This is a genomic window from Paracoccus chinensis (assembly GCF_900102885.1).
Lineage (GTDB): Bacteria > Pseudomonadota > Alphaproteobacteria > Rhodobacterales > Rhodobacteraceae > Paracoccus > Paracoccus chinensis.
Genome location: NZ_FNGE01000002.1, coordinates 325940 through 341407 on the forward strand (window position 1 = coordinate 325940; position 15468 = coordinate 341407).

The window sequence follows — 15468 nt, forward strand, 5'->3', positions numbered from 1 at the left end:
GCATCCAATGGGCCGTTTCCCGGCCTTTTTCGTCCGCCCACATATAGCAGCCCGGCCCGCTTGAGAACACGCGCCGTCGGCCTGCGCACCCAGACGTGACCTGCCGGAATATCGCGCATTTTCCGCAAACTCTGCCGCGTGGTTGGGCAATTTCCGCCGGAGACCGGCCGAAATCCGCCTGCTGCTGGACGCGCGGCGGGCAGTTGCCGCGTGATCCGGCTGAAGGGCGGGCCGGCGCAAGGGCCCGCGGCAAGCGACGAGGACATGCCGATGAGCCAGATCTTGATCCATGCAGGCGACGGGCCCGCGGGCCGTCAGACGATGGCAGCCGCCAGGATGGCCCTGCCCCTTGCCGCAGGGACGCTTCTGGCGCTGACGGCCGGGGCGGCGCTGGCGCAGGCGCCCGAGGCGGTGGCGGCCCCAGCGCCCGTGATGGACAAGGGCGACGCCGCCTGGGTGATGATCTCGGCGGTGCTGGTGATGATGATGACGCTGCCGGGCCTCGCGCTGTTCTACGGCGGGCTGGTCCGGTCGCGGAATGTCCTGTCGGTGCTGATGCAGGTGCTGTCGGTCTTCTCAGTCATGTCGATCCTCTGGGTGATCGCCGGCTATTCGCTGGCCTTCACCGGCGCCGAGGGCGATGCGGCAGGTCCGCTGACCCCCTTCATCGGCGGACTGGGCAAGGCCTTCCTGGCCGGCGTCACGCCGGAGTCGCTGGTCGATACCTTCACGGCGGGCGTCCAGATCCCGGAATTCGCCTTTGTCGCCTTCCAGATGGCCTTCGCCTGCATCGCCCCCGCGCTGATCGTCGGCGCCACGGCCGAGCGGCTGAAGTTTCCGGCCATCCTCGCCTTCGTGGTGATCTGGTTCTTCCTGTCCTACCTGCCCATGGCCCACATGGTCTGGTGGAGCGGCGGCTACCTGTTCGCTCATGGCGCGCTGGACTTCGCGGGCGGCACCGTCATCCACATCAACGCGGGCGTGGCGGGTCTGGTCGCCGCAATGGTCGCGGGACCCCGCCTCGGCTACGGGCGCGAGCCGATGGCGCCGCACAACCTGACCATGACCATGATCGGCGGCTGCCTGCTGTGGATCGGCTGGTTCGGCTTCAACGCGGGCTCGAACCTGGAAGCCAACGGCCTGACCGCGCTGGCCCTCATCAACACGGTCGTCGCCACCGCCGCCGCGGCACTGGCCTGGGCCGGGGGCGAGTGGGTCCTGCGCGGTCATCCCTCGCTGCTGGGCGGCGTCTCGGGCGCCATCGCGGGCCTTGTCGGCATCACGCCGGCGGCGGGCTTTGTCGGGCCCATGGGGGCGATCGCCATCGGGATCGTGGCCGGGCTCGCCTGCCTCTGGGTGGTGGTCTCGCTCAAGCGGCGCATGGGGATCGACGACAGCCTCGACGTGTTCGGCATCCACGGCGTGGGCGGGATCGTCGGCGCCATCCTGACCGGCGTCTTCGTGGCGCCCTCGCTGGGCGGCACGGGGCTGGACGGCTATGCGATGGGCCCGCAGGTCTGGGTGCAGACGCTGGGCGTCATCATCTGCATCGTCTGGTCGGGCGTCGTGTCCTTTGTCGCCGCGCACCTGATCCGCATGACGATCGGCCTGCGCGTGTCGGAAACCGACGAACGCCAAGGCCTCGACCTCACCACCCACGGCGAGAACGCCTACAACTGAGCCCCATGTTGCAACAACAAGGCCCGGCGAGTCTGCCGGGCCTTCTTTCATGCGCGTTCTTCTTCGCCGAAGCCTCCCGGGATCGTCGTTTGCGACGAGGGGGCAGGGCCCTGGTCCGGTCTCAGGCCACCCGTGCGACGACGAAATCCGCAAGTTCCGTCAGCAGCGCCCGGATCTCGCCCTCGGGCAGGGCCTCCAGCGCCGACCGCCCGCGCGCGGCCCAGGCCAGGGCGTCCGCGCGCGCCGCGTCGATGGCGCCGTGGTGGCCGAGGATCGCCATTGCACGCTCGAGGTCGCCCTCCTGCTGGTCGCCCTTCTCGATGGTGCGCTGCCAGAAGGCGCGTTCCTCGGCATCCGCCTTCGCCACCGCCTTGATGACCGGCAGGGTCAGCTTGCGCTCGCGGAAGTCGTCGCCGGTGTTCTTGCCGATGGTTTCGGTCGTGCCGCTGTAGTCGAGGATGTCGTCCACGATCTGGAAGGCGATCCCCAGAGCGTCGCCATAGTCGTAAAGCGCCTGCACCTGCGCATCCGTGCCGCCCGCAATCACGCCGCCGACCTCGGTCGCGGCGGAAAAAAGCGCGGCGGTCTTGCCGCGCACGACCTGCAGGTAGATCTCCTCGGTCGTCCTCAGGTCCTGGGCTGCGGTCAGTTGCAGCACCTCGCCTTCGGCGATCACGGCCGAGGCGTTCGACAGGATCGACATGACCCGCATGTTGCCGGTCTCGGTCATCAGCTGGAAGCTGCGGGCGAAAAGATAGTCCCCCACCAGCACGCTGGACTTGTTGTCCCACAGAAGGTTCGCGGTCGGGCGGCCCCGGCGCTGGCGGCTTTCGTCCACCACGTCGTCATGCAGCAGCGTCGCGGTGTGGATGAACTCGACCGTCGCGGCCAGCAGCTGGTGATGCGTGCCCTCGTATCCCAGCAGCCGGGCCGCGGCGATGGTCAGCAGGGGCCGCAGCCGCTTGCCGCCCGCGCCGACCAGATGGGCCGTGACCTCGGGAATGCGGGGGGCGTGGCGGCTTTCCATGCGGGTGCGGATCAGGGCGTCCACCGCGCCCATGTCGTGGGCCAGCAGCGCGGCCAGTCGGTCCAGCGGTTTCGCCACGGTTTCGTTCACACCCATGAGAGCACCCCTTTTCGCCGTGGCCCTTGCCATGTCGTGGACAGTTTCGCAACCGCGCCCTAGCGTGGCGCGCCATGAAGGAAGTCCTGCGCACCACCGATCCGCTGACCATGACCCGTGCCGAAGACGTGCTGAGAGGCGAAGGCATCATGGCCTTCCAGTTCGACCAGCACATGAGCGTGCTGGAAGGGTCCATCGGCATCCTGCCGCGCCGCCTGATGGTGGCAGACCGCGATCATTTCATGGCGGCGGCGATCCTGCGCGACCACGGGATCGGATGACGCGCGACGACGCCTTCCTGGACGGGCGGCTGGTCCTGCGCCAGCCCGCGCGCGGCTATCGCGCAGGCGCCGACGCCGTGATGCTGGCCGCCGCCTGCCCCGCACGGGCGGGCGAACGCGTGCTGGAGCTTGGCTGCGGGGCAGGGGTCGCGCTCTTCTGCCTCGGGGCGCGGGTGCCGGGGCTTGACCTGACGGGGCTGGAACGCCAGCCCGGCATGGCCGACCTTGCGCGGCAGAATGCCGCCGCGACCGGCATCGCGGCCCGGATCGTCGCGGGCGACCTCTCCGCGATGCCCACGGCACTGCGGGCTGAAACCTTCGACCATGTCATCGCCAACCCGCCCTTCTTCGGTCCCGGCACCCGCGCGCCCGACGACAGCCGCGCCGAGGCCCGGCACGAGGAAACGCCGCTGGAAACCTGGATCGACGCCGGGTTGCGGCGTCTTCGTCCGGGCGGATGGCTGGTGCTGATCCACCGGGCCGAGGCACTGGACCGCATCCTGTCGGCGCTGCCGGGCCGGGCGGGGGCCACGGCGATCCTGCCCCTCGCCGCGCGGCGCGGCCGTGACGCGGGCCGGGTGATCGTCGCCGCCCGCAAGGGCGCGCGCGGCCCCCTGCGGCTTCTCGCGCCCTTCGTGCTGCACGAAGGTGCGGCGCATGAAGGCGACGGCGAGGACCTGACGCCCGCCGCGCAGGCAGTCCTGCGACATGGGGCCGCCCTTAACATCATACATCCGTGACTGGCGTGACAGTGCGGGCGAATCATGCTGGACTGCCCTTCTCGACACCAGAGAAGGAGTATTCGGAATGTCGGTTCAGTCGCACGTCGCGGAACTGCGCAGGAAGCACCAGGATCTCTCGGAACAAGTCGAACGCGCACAGCGCGCTCCGGGTACGGACGACCTCAGCATCGCGGCGATGAAGAAGGAAAAGCTGCGGCTGAAAGAGGAGATCGAGCGCCTTAGCCATTGAGGAACCGCGCCCGCCACAGGCGGTGGCGGCGGACCGCAACAGCCAGGGGATCGGCCAGTCCGGTCCCCTTTTCATTCGACGCGCCGGGCAGGGGCTTTCCACGGGCAGTCACCTGCCTGCATCATTTCTGTCATGAAGATGACATGAAGCCGATCTAACCGGGCGCAGGCCTTCAGGGCCCACACCGCAGGAGCTGCCAAATGAACACCATGAAATTCTCCGCCTCGGTCCTCGCCATGCTGGCCGTCTCGGCCACGGCGGCCGCCGCGCGCGACCAGATCCAGGTCGCGGGGTCGTCCACCGTCCTGCCCTATGCCACCATCGTCGCCGAAGCCTTCGCCGAGAACATGGATTTCACCGCCCCGGTGGTCGAGGGTGGCGGCACGGGCGCGGGTCTCAAGCAGTTCTGCGCGGGCCTGGGCGAGAACACCATCGACGTGGCCAACGCCTCGCGCCCCATCAAGGAGGCCGAGCTGGCCGAATGCCGCGCCAATGGCGTGAACAACATCATGGAAGTGCAGTTCGGCTATGACGGCATCGTCTTCGCCTCGTCGATCAACGGCCCGGACTTCGCCCTGACCCCGCAGGACGTCTACAAGGCGCTGGCGGCCGAGGTCGTCGTGGACGGCAAGCTGGTCGCGAACCCCGCCGCCACCTGGGCCGACGTGAACCCCGCGCTGCCCGCGCAGGAGATCACCGCCTATGTCCCCGGCACCAAGCACGGCACCCGCGAGGTCTTCGAGGAGAAGGTCATGGCCGCCGGCTGCGAGACCTCGGGCGCGCTCGAGGCGATGACCGTGCTGTCGGACGCCGACAAGGCCGAGGAGGCCTGCGTCAAGCTGCGCACCGACGGGCGTTCGGTGGACATCGACGGCGACTATACCGAGACGCTGGCCCGCATCGACAGCAACCCCAACGGGCTGGGCGTCTTCGGCCTGTCCTTCTATGAAAACAACACCGACAAGCTGAAGGTCGCCACCATCGACGGCGTGGCGCCCTCGGTCGAGACGGTCGCCTCGGGAGAATACCCCGTGTCGCGCCCGCTGTTCTTCTACGTCAAGAAGGACCACTTCGGCGAGATCCCCGGCCTGAAGGAGTTTGCCGAGTTCTTCGTGGCCGACGCCATCGCCGGCCCCGGCGGCCCGCTGTCCGAATACGGCCTGGTGCCCGACCCGGAACTGGCCAGGGTCCAGCAGGCGGTTGCGGCCGAAACGGTTGTCGCGGCCAACTGAGCCCGTTACCTGACGCCGGCAGGCGGGCCGCTGGTGGCCCGCTTGCTTGCGGTGCGGCCGGTGTCGTGATGACTTCCGCCGCGTCCCCCTTGTGCGAGGTCTGATGTCGCCCTTCTGGATCACGATCGCCATCCTGGCCCTGGCCGCGCTGGGCTATCTGCTGGGCCGCAGCCGCTCGGTCCGGCTTGCGGGCGGCGACACCCGGGCGCTGCATTCGCGCCCGACCTATCACGGCTGGCATGTCGCGCTGTTCACCGCGCTTCCGGCGCTGGTGCTGCTGGCGCTGGCGCGGTTGCTCCAGGCGCCGGGCTGGCTGGCCCCGGCCGCGCTGGCGCTGGGCGTGGCCGGGCTGGCCGTTGCCCTGTCGCGCACCGCACCCCAGTTCCGCGCCCGCAACGTGGTCGAGCAGGTCGTGCGCGGCATCCTGATCGTCTGCTCGCTGATCGCCATCGCGACAACCGTGGCCATCGTGCTGTCGCTGGTCTTCGAATCGCTACGCTTCTTCCGGATGTACCCCTGGCAGGACTTCTTCTTCGGGACCGAATGGACGCCCAGCTTCGGCGGCGGCTCGGAACTGGGCATGCTGCCGCTGTTGTGGGGTACGCTGTACATCTCGCTGATCGCGCTGCTGGTGGCGGTGCCGGTGGGGCTTTATGCCGCGATCTACATGTCCGAATACGCGACGCCCCGCGTCCGCTCGGTCGTGAAGCCCGCCATCGAGGTGCTGGCCGGCATTCCCACCATCGTCTACGGGTTGTTCGCGCTGGTGACGGTCGGCCCCTTGCTGCGGGACTGGATCGCCCAGCCGCTGGGTCTGGGGTCCAGCGGCTCGTCGGTGATGACGGCGGGTCTGGTCATGGGGATGATGCTGATCCCCTTCGTCAGTTCGCTGTCGGACGACATCATCAACGCCGTGCCGCAGTCGCTGCGCGACGGCAGCCTCGCCATGGGCTCGACCCATTCCGAAACGATCCGCCAGGTGGTGCTGCCCGCCGCCCTTCCGGGCATCGTCGGCGCGGTCCTGCTGGCCGCCTCGCGCGCCATCGGCGAGACGATGATCGTGGTCCTGGGCGCGGGCGCCATGGCCCGGATCAGCCCCAACCCCTTCGAGGCGATGACCACCATCACCGTCAAGATCGTGGGCCAGCTGACCGGCGACAACGACTTCGCCAGTCCCGAGACGCTGGTGGCCTTTGCCCTGGGCCTCACGCTTTTCGTCATGACGCTGGGGCTGAACGTCTTGGCCCTCTACATCGTGCGCAAGTACCGGGAACAGTACGAATGACCGACGTCACCTCGCAGCCGCCCCGGCCCGTCGATCCCCCTGCCGCGCCCGCGCGGAGGTCGCTCTTGATCGAGGACCCCCGCACCAGGCGCCGCAACGCGGCCGAGCGGCGCTTCCGCGCCTATGGCGTGGTCGCCATCGCGCTGGCCATGGGCGCGCTGGTCTTCCTGCTGTTCACGATCTTCCGCGACGGCACCAGCGCCTTCTTCCAGACCTATGCCCGCATCCCCATCGCCATCGAGGCGCAGGTGGTGGACCCGGCCGGCAACCGCGATCCGGCCGAGATGCAGAAGGTCCTGACGATGGGCTACGGCAAGCTGCTGGACAATTCGCTGGCCGCCTATGTCGAGGCGAACGGCATCGAGATCGAGGGGCTGGACGACCGCGACCTGTCCTCCTTCTTCTCGGCCCAGGCGCGCGCCGACCTGCGCAACGCCGTGCTGGCGAACCCCGAACTGGTCGGCACCGTGATCGAGGCGCCGGTGATGACCTCGTCCCGCATCGACGGGATGTTCAAGGGCCGCGTCAGCCGCGAATCCGCCGCCATCGACGCCAAGACCTCGGTCGCGCAATACGACCTCGCCATGGCGATGCAGGAACGGGGCGACCTGCAGACGCGGTTCAACTGGGACTTCGTGACCTCGACCGACAGCTCGGACAACCGGCCCGAGGCGGCGGGCCTGGGCGTGGCGATCCTGGGGTCCTTCTACATGATGCTGATCGTGCTGGTGCTGTCGCTGCCGATCGGCGTCGCGGCCTCGATCTACCTTGAGGAATTCGCGCCGAAGAACAGGCTGACCGACCTGATCGAGGTGAACATATCGAACCTCGCGGCCGTGCCCTCGATCGTCTTCGGCATCCTGGGGCTGGCGGTCTTCATCAACTTCGCGGGTCTGCCGCGGTCCGCGCCCATCGTGGGCGGGCTGGTGCTGACGCTGATGACGCTGCCCACGATCATCATCTCGACCCGCGCCGCGCTGAAGGCGGTGCCGCCCTCGATCCGCGACGCGGCGCTGGGGGTGGGGGCCTCGCGGATGCAGACGATGTTCCACCATGTCCTGCCGCTGGCCATGCCCGGCATCCTGACGGGCACGATCATCGGACTGGCGCAGGCGCTGGGGGAAACCGCGCCGCTTCTGCTGATCGGCATGGTGGCCTTCGTCACGACCTATCCGTCCGCCCCGCCCGAGGGCTTTCTCGACCCCGCCTCGGCCCTGCCGGTGCAGGTCTTCAACTGGACCCAGCGCGCGGACCCCGCGTTCTTCGAACGTGCCTCGGGCGCCATCATCGTGCTGCTGGTCTTCCTTCTGGCGATGAACCTTCTGGCCATCACCCTGCGCCGCAAGTTCGAGCGGCGGTGGTAAATCCGGGGAAAGGGACCACATCATGGACGACGTGAGAATGGTGGAGCGAGTGGTGGACACAGACGCCCGGGATATCAAGTTCCAGTGCAAGGACGTGCAGGTCTTCTATGGCGAGAAACACGCCATCAAGGACGTCAGCGTCGACCTGCTGGACAAGACGGTGACGGCCTTCATCGGCCCCTCGGGTTGCGGCAAGTCCACCTTCCTGCGCTGCCTCAACCGCATGAACGACACCATCGGCATCGCCCGCGTCCAGGGCCGGATGCTGCTGGACGGCGAGGACATCTATGACCGCCGCGTGGACCCGGTGCAGCTGCGCGCCCGCGTCGGCATGGTGTTCCAGAAGCCGAACCCCTTTCCCAAGTCGATCTACGACAACGTGGCCTACGGCCCGCGCATCCACGGGCTGGCCCGCAACCGCGCCGAACTGGACGAGATCGTCGAAAAGGCCCTGCGCGGCGCGGCCCTGTGGAACGAGGTCAAGGACCGCCTGGGCGAGACCGGCACGGGCCTGTCGGGTGGCCAGCAGCAGCGCCTGTGCATCGCCCGCGCCGTCGCCACCGCGCCCGAGGTCCTGCTGATGGACGAGCCCTGCTCGGCGCTTGACCCCATCGCCACCGCGCAGGTCGAGGAACTGATCGACGAGCTGCGCGCGACCTTCTCGGTCGTGATCGTGACGCACTCGATGCAGCAGGCCGCCCGCGTGAGCCAGAAGACGGCCTTCTTCCACCTGGGCAACCTCGTCGAATACGGCGACACCGACGACATCTTCACCCGCCCGCGCGACCCGCGGACGGAAAGCTACATCAGCGGCCGGATCGGCTGAGGGGGTTTTCGATGATGAACCGCGACAAGCACATCCTGTCGGCCTTCGACCGCGACCTTGAAAGCATCCAGGCCGAGGTCATCCGCATGGGCGGCATGGTCGAGGCCGCGATCGAGGAAGCCGCGCGCGCGCTGGAAACCCGCGACGAGGAACTGGCCGAGGAGGTCCGCCGCCGCGACCGCGCCATCGACCAGCTCGAGGTGCAGGTCAACGAATCCGCCGCCCGCCTGATCGCCCTGCGCGCGCCCACCGCGACCGACCTGCGGCTGGTGCTGTCGGTGATCAAGATCGCCGCGGCGCTGGAACGCGTGGGCGACTATGCCAAGAACATCGCCAAGCGCACCAACCAGCTGTCGCAGATGCCGGTGATCCCCGGCACCGGCCTTGCGCTGCGCCGCATGGCCGCGACGGTCGAGGGGATGCTGCGCGACGCGCTGGACAGCTATGTCCAGCGGGACGCGGCGCTGGCCGCCGACGTGCGGGCGCGCGACCTGGAGGTGGATCAGATGTACAACGCGCTGTTCCGCGAGTTCCTGACCCACATGATGGAGGACCCGCGCAACATCACCGCCTGCATGCACCTGCATTTCATCGCCAAGAACATCGAGCGGATGGGCGACCACGCCACCTCGATCGCCGAGCAGGTGCTGTATGTCGTCACGGGCGAACTGCCCGACGATCCCCGGCCCAAGGGCAACAGCGTCCTGTCCGTCGATCCCGCCCCGGGCGGCTGACGCGCCCCGCGAAAGGAGCAAGCCATGTCCGTCCAGCAACCCTGCGTCCTCCTGGTCGAGGACGAGGGCGCCCAGCGCGAGGTCCTGACCTACAACCTCGAGTCCGAGGGCTTCCGCGTGGTGGGCGCCGAGACCGGCGACGAGGCCATGCTGCTGGTCGCCGAAGAGGCGCCCGACCTGATGGTGCTGGACTGGATGCTGCCCAACGTCTCGGGGATCGAGATCTGCCGCCGTGTCAAGGCCGACCCCGGAATGCGCCACATCCCGATCATCATGCTGTCGGCCCGCTCGGACGAAACCGACCGCGTCCGCGGCTTGGAAACCGGCGCCGACGACTACGTGGTCAAGCCCTATTCCGTGGTCGAGCTGATGGCCCGCGTCCGCACCCAGCTGCGCCGCACCCGCCCGACCACGATGGGCGAGCGCCTCAGCTTCGAAGACATCCTGCTCGATTCAGGCGAGCACCGCGTCTTCCGCGCGGGCCAACCCCTGCACCTCGGCCCGACCGAGTTCCGCCTGCTCTCGACCTTGATGGAACGCCCCGGCCGCGTCTGGACCCGCGAGCAACTGCTGGACCGCGTCTGGGGCCGCGACATCTACGTGGACAGCCGCACCATCGACGTTCACGTCGGCCGGCTGCGGAAGGCGCTGATGGCGAACGGAGGGACGAACCCCGTGCGGACGGTGCGTGGGACGGGGTATGCGCTGGGGTGAGGGGCTGCGGCTTCAGGACCGGGTAGACCTCATGGGTTGGCCGACCGAGGGCAGTTTTGCGGGGACCAAGCCGCCGTTCGCTGTGCATGTACAACGCCTGACACAACAGCGGTATTCACGCAAAAGGGGCCGACAGCTTTCCAAGCGGATCGGAGCGACCGGTTACGACGCTCCTCCGCCTGTCGCTGGTTCGCAGCAGGATTTTAGCGGTTCTGCCTTTGACACATCACGTCAAGTGCAGGAACACCTGCAGCTTGCCGGTCTCGGACAATTGGGCCGAGGCCGATGCGCCATGATCCATCAACCGCGACAGAACGCCGGCCTGGGCTGGCGGCAGATAGCCCACTCTCTGGCCTTCTTCGGTTTCGACCGCGATGGCGGCGGGATCGAAGGCACGGCTGGGATCGCGCCGGAGGACCAGACGCTGCCCGACCTTGGGACGGTGTTCGAACCGGTCCGCGTTCGCCAGATGCGTCCTCAGCACCTCCAGTCCCGCGGGCATGGCGGGGCGAGCCAATGCCCCAACCGGAGCAACGGTCGCCAGCGCCAATCCGCCCAACAAGGCACGCCGTTCCATCACTGCTCTCCAATCTGCTCGGACTGTGCGCCGCTCTGAGGCCGCGCCGCCCCGAGGTCAGGCTTTTCCCCCAGAGGCTGCATCGGCTGCGCCGTGAACTCGCCTTTGCCGTCGATGGACTGGCCATCGGACCACCGGCCGGCCACCGGCTCGCTGCCATCGGCCTGGAAGCCCAGATAGGCATAGCTGAAGTCGGTCTTTTCCTGGTCCTGCGGGAAGCTGTTGGGGATCGGGAAGGCGCCGGTCATGCCGCCCAGTTCCTCAAGCGCGGCCAGCCACTGGTTCTGGTGCATGGTGTCGCGGGCGATCAGATAGGACAGCATGTCCTTCATGCCCGCGTCGTCGGTCATGTTGTAAAGCCGAACGGCAAGGGTTCTCCCCGTGGATTCAGCGGCGACATTGGCGGTCATGTCGGCGGCGATGTTGCCGCTGGCATAGATGTGGGACATGTCGAAGGGCACGCCGTCGCTGTCCACCGGCATCGCCGACAGCCCCGACGACAGAAGATTCTTGAGGTTGATGCCGCCCATGATCGCGCCTACTGCGCGGTCGCTTGCGGCCACTTCCTCTTTCATCGACAAGGGGGCGCCTTCCAGGTTCATGGCGACGGCGGTGGCCAGCATCTCGATATGGCCCAGTTCCTCGGCCGCGGTGTTCATCAGCAGGTCGCGGAACTTGGGATTGCCGCGGGCCCCGCAGGCCTGGAAGAAATACTGCATGGCCACGCGAATCTCGCCCTCGACGCCGCCGATGGCCTGTTGCAGGGCGCGTGCGAAGAGGGGATCGGGGCTGTCGACGCGAACGGGATATTGCAGCTTGTTGTCAGTGTAGAACATCGTGAACTCCAAGGTTGCATAGGTTCTGAAGGGCCTGCGTCGTCCGGTGCAGCGGCCGCTGAAGCCCCGGAGGAACTGTACTTCAGGCCGATTTGTTCCTGAGGCAGCAGTCTTCGCCGACAAACATCATGAAGTTCTCGCAGGCGTGGCGAGCATGTCGTTGACAAGCCCGGAGGCTGTACCGAATGGCGCCGTCACTGGTCTCCAGTGACCGCTCCGCTGCGGACAGCCCCAGGATCGATGGAATTTCGCTGCGTCCTGCCTAGAGGGCAGCATCTGAGAACGCCGCACGGATGAACGTCCGCTTCGGACTCAAACCGGTCGGTGGTCTGCTCCCTAAACTGGGATAGGTTTCATGATGCTACACCGCGACTGGCGCGGTGCACACCAAAGCAGCGCCTCACAAAAAGCCTGTCCTTGCCGGCATCAACTGGCCATGCGCCAACCCGACAACGGTGGCGCACGCCTCGTTCGCTCATCAGCAGGGTGAACGTCCCTTCGGACGGTCTCAAGTATCCGGGGGTCCGGGGCAAAGCCCCGGTCCGCCGGCCACTCAAGCGGGTGGCTCAGAAATGGATCACCCGCCCATAGGCGTCCAGCACCGATTCATGCATCATCTCGCTCAGCGTTGGGTGCGGGAAGACGGTGTGCATGAGGTCTTCCTCGGTCAGTTCCGCCGTCTTGCCGACGGTGTAGCCCTGGATCAGTTCCGTCACCTCGGCGCCGACCATGTGGGCGCCCAGAAGCTCGCCGGTCTTGGCGTCGAAGACGGTCTTGACCATTCCATCGGGCTCGCCCAGCGCGATGGCCTTGCCGTTGCCGACGAAGGGGAAGCGGCCGACGCGGACCTCGTGGCCCAGTTCCTTCGCCTTGGCTTCCGTCAGCCCGACCGAGGCCACCTGCGGCTGGCAATAGGTGCAGCCGGGGATGTTCGAGGGCTTGACCGGATGGACATGCTTGCCCGCGATCAGCTCGGCCACCATCACCCCCTCGTGGCTCGCCTTGTGCGCAAGCCAGGGCGCGCCCGCGACGTCGCCGATGGCGTAAAGCCCCTCGACCCCCGTGCGGCAGTATTCGTCGGTCAGGACATGGGTGCGGTCGATCTTGACGCCCAGTTCCTCGAGCCCCAGCCCCTCGACATTGCCGACGATGCCCACGGCCGAGATCACCGTGTCGAAGTCCTGCGTCTCGGTCTTGCCGCCCGCCTCGATATGCGCGGTCACGGTCCCGCCCTTGCGGTCGAGCTTCCTGACCGTGGATTTCTCCAGGATCTTCATGCCCTGCTTGACGAACTGCTTCTTCGCGAAGGCGCTGATCTCGGCATCCTCGACGGGCAGGACACGGTCCATGACCTCGACCACGGTGGTATCCGCGCCTAGGGTATTGAAGAACGATGCGAACTCGATCCCGATGGCGCCCGAGCCGATGACCAGCAGCTTCTTCGGCATGCGCTTCGGCACCAGCGCGTGCTTGTAGGTCCAGACGAGTTCGCCGTCGGCCTCAAGCCCCGGCAACTCGCGCGCCCGCGCCCCGGTGGCGAGCACGATGGATTTCGCCGTCAACTCCTCGGTGCCCTTGTCGGTCTTGACCGACAGCTTGCCGGGCGCGGTCAGCTTGGCCTCGCCCATGAAGACGGACACCTTGTTCTTCTTCAGCAGGTGCCCGACGCCGCCCGCAAGCTGCTTGGCGACCCCGCGCGAGCGTTGCACCACCGCGTCCAGGTCATAGCCGAAGCCGTCCGCCTTGAGGCCGAAATCCTTGGCGCGTTCGAACAGGTGGAAGACCTCGGCCGAGCGCAGCATGGCCTTGGTCGGAATGCAGCCCCAGTTGAGGCAGATGCCGCCTAGGTGCTCGCGCTCGACGCAGGCGACCTTCAGCCCCAGCTGCGCCGCGCGGATGGCGCAGACATAACCACCGGGGCCAGCCCCGATCACAACAACGTCGAAACTCTGCGCCATTGGTCCCTCTCGCCTTCGGACGTTCGGTCACATTCGCAGGGTCAGTCCAGATCGGCAAGCGACAGCTTGCCCGAGACCAGCGCGCCATAGCCTCCGGCCTCCATCACCTTCCGCTCGGCGTCTGTCGGGATGCGGCCCAGCGCCTCGTTCCGCCAGGGGAAGCGGCCGAACTTCGCGATGGTGTCACGGTGGATTTCGGCATGGATCAGGTTCTCGCCCGGCATCCGTTCCGCGAATAGCGCGACGGCGCGCTGCTGGTCCGCCAGTTCCTCGCTGTGCTCGAAGGGCAGGTAGAAGAACTGCCGCGCAGGTTCCGGGGTGGCGAGGTCATGGCTCGCGTCGATGGCGGCAGCGGCGATCCGCAGCGCGAGCGGGTCGGTCGAGAAGGCTCGCGCGTCGTCCCGGAACATGTTGCGCGGGAACTGGTCGGTCAGGATCAGGGCGGCCAGCGCGCCTTCGGCCGTGCCCGCCCATTCGGCGGCCAGCCGGGGCGCGTCGATCCAGGCCGCCATGAAGCGGTCGCGGACCCTGCGGTCCAGGTCGTCGCTTTGCATGTACCAGCCCTTGGGGCCGGTCTCGTCGATCCAGAAGCGGATGATCTCGGCAGGGGTGACGGCATCCATGATCATGCGGCCTTGTCCTGTGGGGGAGCGGTGGAGTTGTCGCCCGCCTCGGCCAGCGCCGTCTCGACGGCAAGCGTTGTGGCCGACGGCGACAGGATGGCAAAGCTCTGGTCGACATCGGGAGTGGCGCGCTGGGTCATGCGCCAGCCGCCATATGCGGCAAGCCCCGCGAGCAGCACGGACATGTAGACCCAGAAGCCCTCGGGACCGATCGCGGCCATCAGCCAGCCGGTCAGGATCGGCCCGAAGACCGACCCGGTCCCGTTGATCAGCAGCAGCCCGGCCGAGGCGGCCGCCATGTCGGCCGTGTCGAGGAAGTCGTTGGTATAGGCGATCAGCAGCGCATAGATCGGGTTCGCGACCCCGCCCACCAACGCGGCGGCCAGCAGATAGCCCCAGACACCCGATTCGCGCGACGCGACGATGGCGGTGACCAGCATGCCGAACACCGCGAGCGCCGTGATCAGCAAGCGCCGGTCCACGCGGTCCGACAGCCAGCCGATCGGATACTGGGCCAGCAGCCCGCCGATCCAGATCGCGGCGACGAAGGCCGAGATTTCCCGCACGTTCAGCCCGATGGTCGCCGCCCAGACCGCGCCCATGCCCAGAACTGCGGAAAACACCCCGCCGATCAGGAAGATGCCGACGCAGCCCAGTGGCGAGGCGCGGTAAAGCTGCCCCATGCTCATCGGCTTGATCGTCTCGAACCGCGGCGCGGGGACCTGCGCCAGCAGGATCGGGGTGAAGGCCACCGAGACCAGGACCGAGGGGATGACGAACAGCATCCAGCCGCCGGGGTCGCTGACGTTCATCAGCACCTGGCCGGTGACAAGGCCCAGCATCTGCACGATGAAATAGGCCGACATGGCCTGGCCCCGGGTCTCGTTCCTGGCGCTGGCGTTCACCCAGCTTTCGGCGGTGATGTAGACGCCGCAGAAGCAGAAGCCGATCAGCAGCCGCATCAGGGCCCAGGCAAGCCAGTGCGGGATCGCCGCATAGACGATCAGCACCGCCGAGATCAGCGACGCGAGCGCGGCGAAGACCCGCACATGGCCCACGCGCTGGATCATGCCCGGCACGATCAGGCTGCCCAGCACGAAGCCGCCGAAATAGCCGGACATCACCACGGACATCTGCGTGGTCGGGATGCCCTCGATTTCGCCGCGGATGCCCAGAAGCGTGCCCTGCATCCCGTTGCCGACCATCAGCAGCAGAACGCCCAGCAGCAACGGCCATGTGGTGCGCAGAACGCTCAGCATGATT

16 protein-coding genes are annotated in these 15468 nt (G+C 67.6%); 10 read left to right on the plus strand and 6 right to left on the minus strand.

The window, feature by feature from the left end; all coding sequences use genetic code 11:
* Positions 1–321: 321 nt before the first annotated feature.
* A complete protein-coding gene (locus BLQ03_RS03435) occupies positions 322–1680 on the plus strand; it encodes an ammonium transporter (protein WP_217629647.1) in 1359 nt (452 codons plus the stop codon).
* A gap of 121 nt (positions 1681–1801) precedes the next feature.
* Here BLQ03_RS03435 and BLQ03_RS03440 read toward each other — a convergent pair whose 3' ends face one another.
* Positions 1802–2803 carry a polyprenyl synthetase family protein gene (locus BLQ03_RS03440; RefSeq protein WP_090752819.1) on the minus strand — a complete coding sequence of 334 codons (1002 nt, stop codon included), beginning with the start codon at positions 2801–2803 and terminating at the stop codon, positions 1802–1804.
* A gap of 74 nt (positions 2804–2877) precedes the next feature.
* Between BLQ03_RS03440 and BLQ03_RS03445 the strand changes: the two genes are divergently transcribed.
* The 9 genes from BLQ03_RS03445 (at position 2878) to phoB (ending at position 10211) form a co-directional block, all read left to right on the plus strand.
* The gene (locus BLQ03_RS03445) at positions 2878–3084 is read left to right on the plus strand and encodes a putative signal transducing protein (protein ID WP_090752823.1); all 207 of its coding nucleotides are present in this window, start codon (positions 2878–2880) and stop codon (positions 3082–3084) included.
* Positions 3081–3824 carry a tRNA1(Val) (adenine(37)-N6)-methyltransferase gene (locus tag BLQ03_RS03450; RefSeq protein ID WP_090752827.1) on the plus strand — a complete coding sequence of 248 codons (744 nt, stop codon included), beginning with the start codon at positions 3081–3083 and terminating at the stop codon, positions 3822–3824. The genes BLQ03_RS03445 and BLQ03_RS03450 overlap by 4 nt, the downstream gene beginning before the upstream one ends.
* A gap of 67 nt (positions 3825–3891) precedes the next feature.
* Positions 3892–4056: a YdcH family protein gene (locus BLQ03_RS03455; RefSeq protein ID WP_090752830.1), complete on the plus strand. Its 165-nt coding sequence runs from the start codon at positions 3892–3894 to the stop codon at positions 4054–4056.
* 200 nt (positions 4057–4256) lie between these two features.
* Positions 4257–5288, plus strand: coding sequence for a substrate-binding domain-containing protein (locus tag BLQ03_RS03460; RefSeq protein ID WP_090752833.1), 1032 nt, complete (start codon positions 4257–4259; stop codon positions 5286–5288).
* A 103-nt stretch (positions 5289–5391) separates the two neighbouring features.
* Entirely contained in the window at positions 5392–6573 is a 1182-nt protein-coding gene (gene pstC / locus BLQ03_RS03465; RefSeq protein WP_090752838.1) for a phosphate ABC transporter permease subunit PstC, read from the plus strand.
* Positions 6570–7937: a phosphate ABC transporter permease PstA gene (pstA, locus tag BLQ03_RS03470; RefSeq protein ID WP_090752842.1), complete on the plus strand. Its 1368-nt coding sequence runs from the start codon at positions 6570–6572 to the stop codon at positions 7935–7937. Before pstC ends, pstA begins: the two co-directional genes overlap by 4 nt.
* A gap of 22 nt (positions 7938–7959) precedes the next feature.
* Positions 7960–8763: a phosphate ABC transporter ATP-binding protein PstB gene (gene pstB / locus BLQ03_RS03475; protein ID WP_090752846.1), complete on the plus strand. Its 804-nt coding sequence runs from the start codon at positions 7960–7962 to the stop codon at positions 8761–8763.
* Between the two features lie 14 nt (positions 8764–8777).
* Positions 8778–9497, plus strand: a complete 720-nt coding sequence (gene phoU, locus BLQ03_RS03480; RefSeq protein WP_090753055.1) for a phosphate signaling complex protein PhoU — start codon at positions 8778–8780, stop codon at positions 9495–9497.
* 24 nt (positions 9498–9521) lie between these two features.
* The gene (phoB, locus tag BLQ03_RS03485; RefSeq protein ID WP_090752850.1) at positions 9522–10211 is read left to right on the plus strand and encodes a phosphate regulon transcriptional regulator PhoB; all 690 of its coding nucleotides are present in this window, start codon (positions 9522–9524) and stop codon (positions 10209–10211) included.
* 226 nt (positions 10212–10437) lie between these two features.
* Here phoB and BLQ03_RS03490 read toward each other — a convergent pair whose 3' ends face one another.
* The 5 genes from BLQ03_RS03490 to BLQ03_RS03510 all read right to left on the minus strand — a co-directional run bounded on the left by BLQ03_RS03490 (position 10438) and on the right by BLQ03_RS03510 (position 15464).
* A complete protein-coding gene (locus BLQ03_RS03490) occupies positions 10438–10788 on the minus strand; it encodes an HIRAN domain-containing protein (RefSeq protein WP_090752853.1) in 351 nt (116 codons plus the stop codon).
* Entirely contained in the window at positions 10788–11624 is an 837-nt protein-coding gene (locus BLQ03_RS03495) for a manganese catalase family protein (protein WP_090753058.1), read from the minus strand. Before BLQ03_RS03495 ends, BLQ03_RS03490 begins: the two co-directional genes overlap by 1 nt.
* A gap of 566 nt (positions 11625–12190) precedes the next feature.
* The gene (lpdA, locus tag BLQ03_RS03500; RefSeq protein WP_090752856.1) at positions 12191–13582 is read right to left on the minus strand and encodes a dihydrolipoyl dehydrogenase; all 1392 of its coding nucleotides are present in this window, start codon (positions 13580–13582) and stop codon (positions 12191–12193) included.
* 41 nt (positions 13583–13623) lie between these two features.
* The gene (locus BLQ03_RS03505; RefSeq protein ID WP_245688658.1) at positions 13624–14211 is read right to left on the minus strand and encodes a DUF924 family protein; all 588 of its coding nucleotides are present in this window, start codon (positions 14209–14211) and stop codon (positions 13624–13626) included.
* On the minus strand, positions 14208–15464 hold the full coding sequence (locus tag BLQ03_RS03510) for an MFS transporter (RefSeq protein ID WP_090752860.1): 1257 nt from the start codon (positions 15462–15464) through the stop codon (positions 14208–14210). The genes BLQ03_RS03505 and BLQ03_RS03510 overlap by 4 nt, the downstream gene beginning before the upstream one ends.
* Positions 15465–15468: the final 4 nt, after the last annotated feature.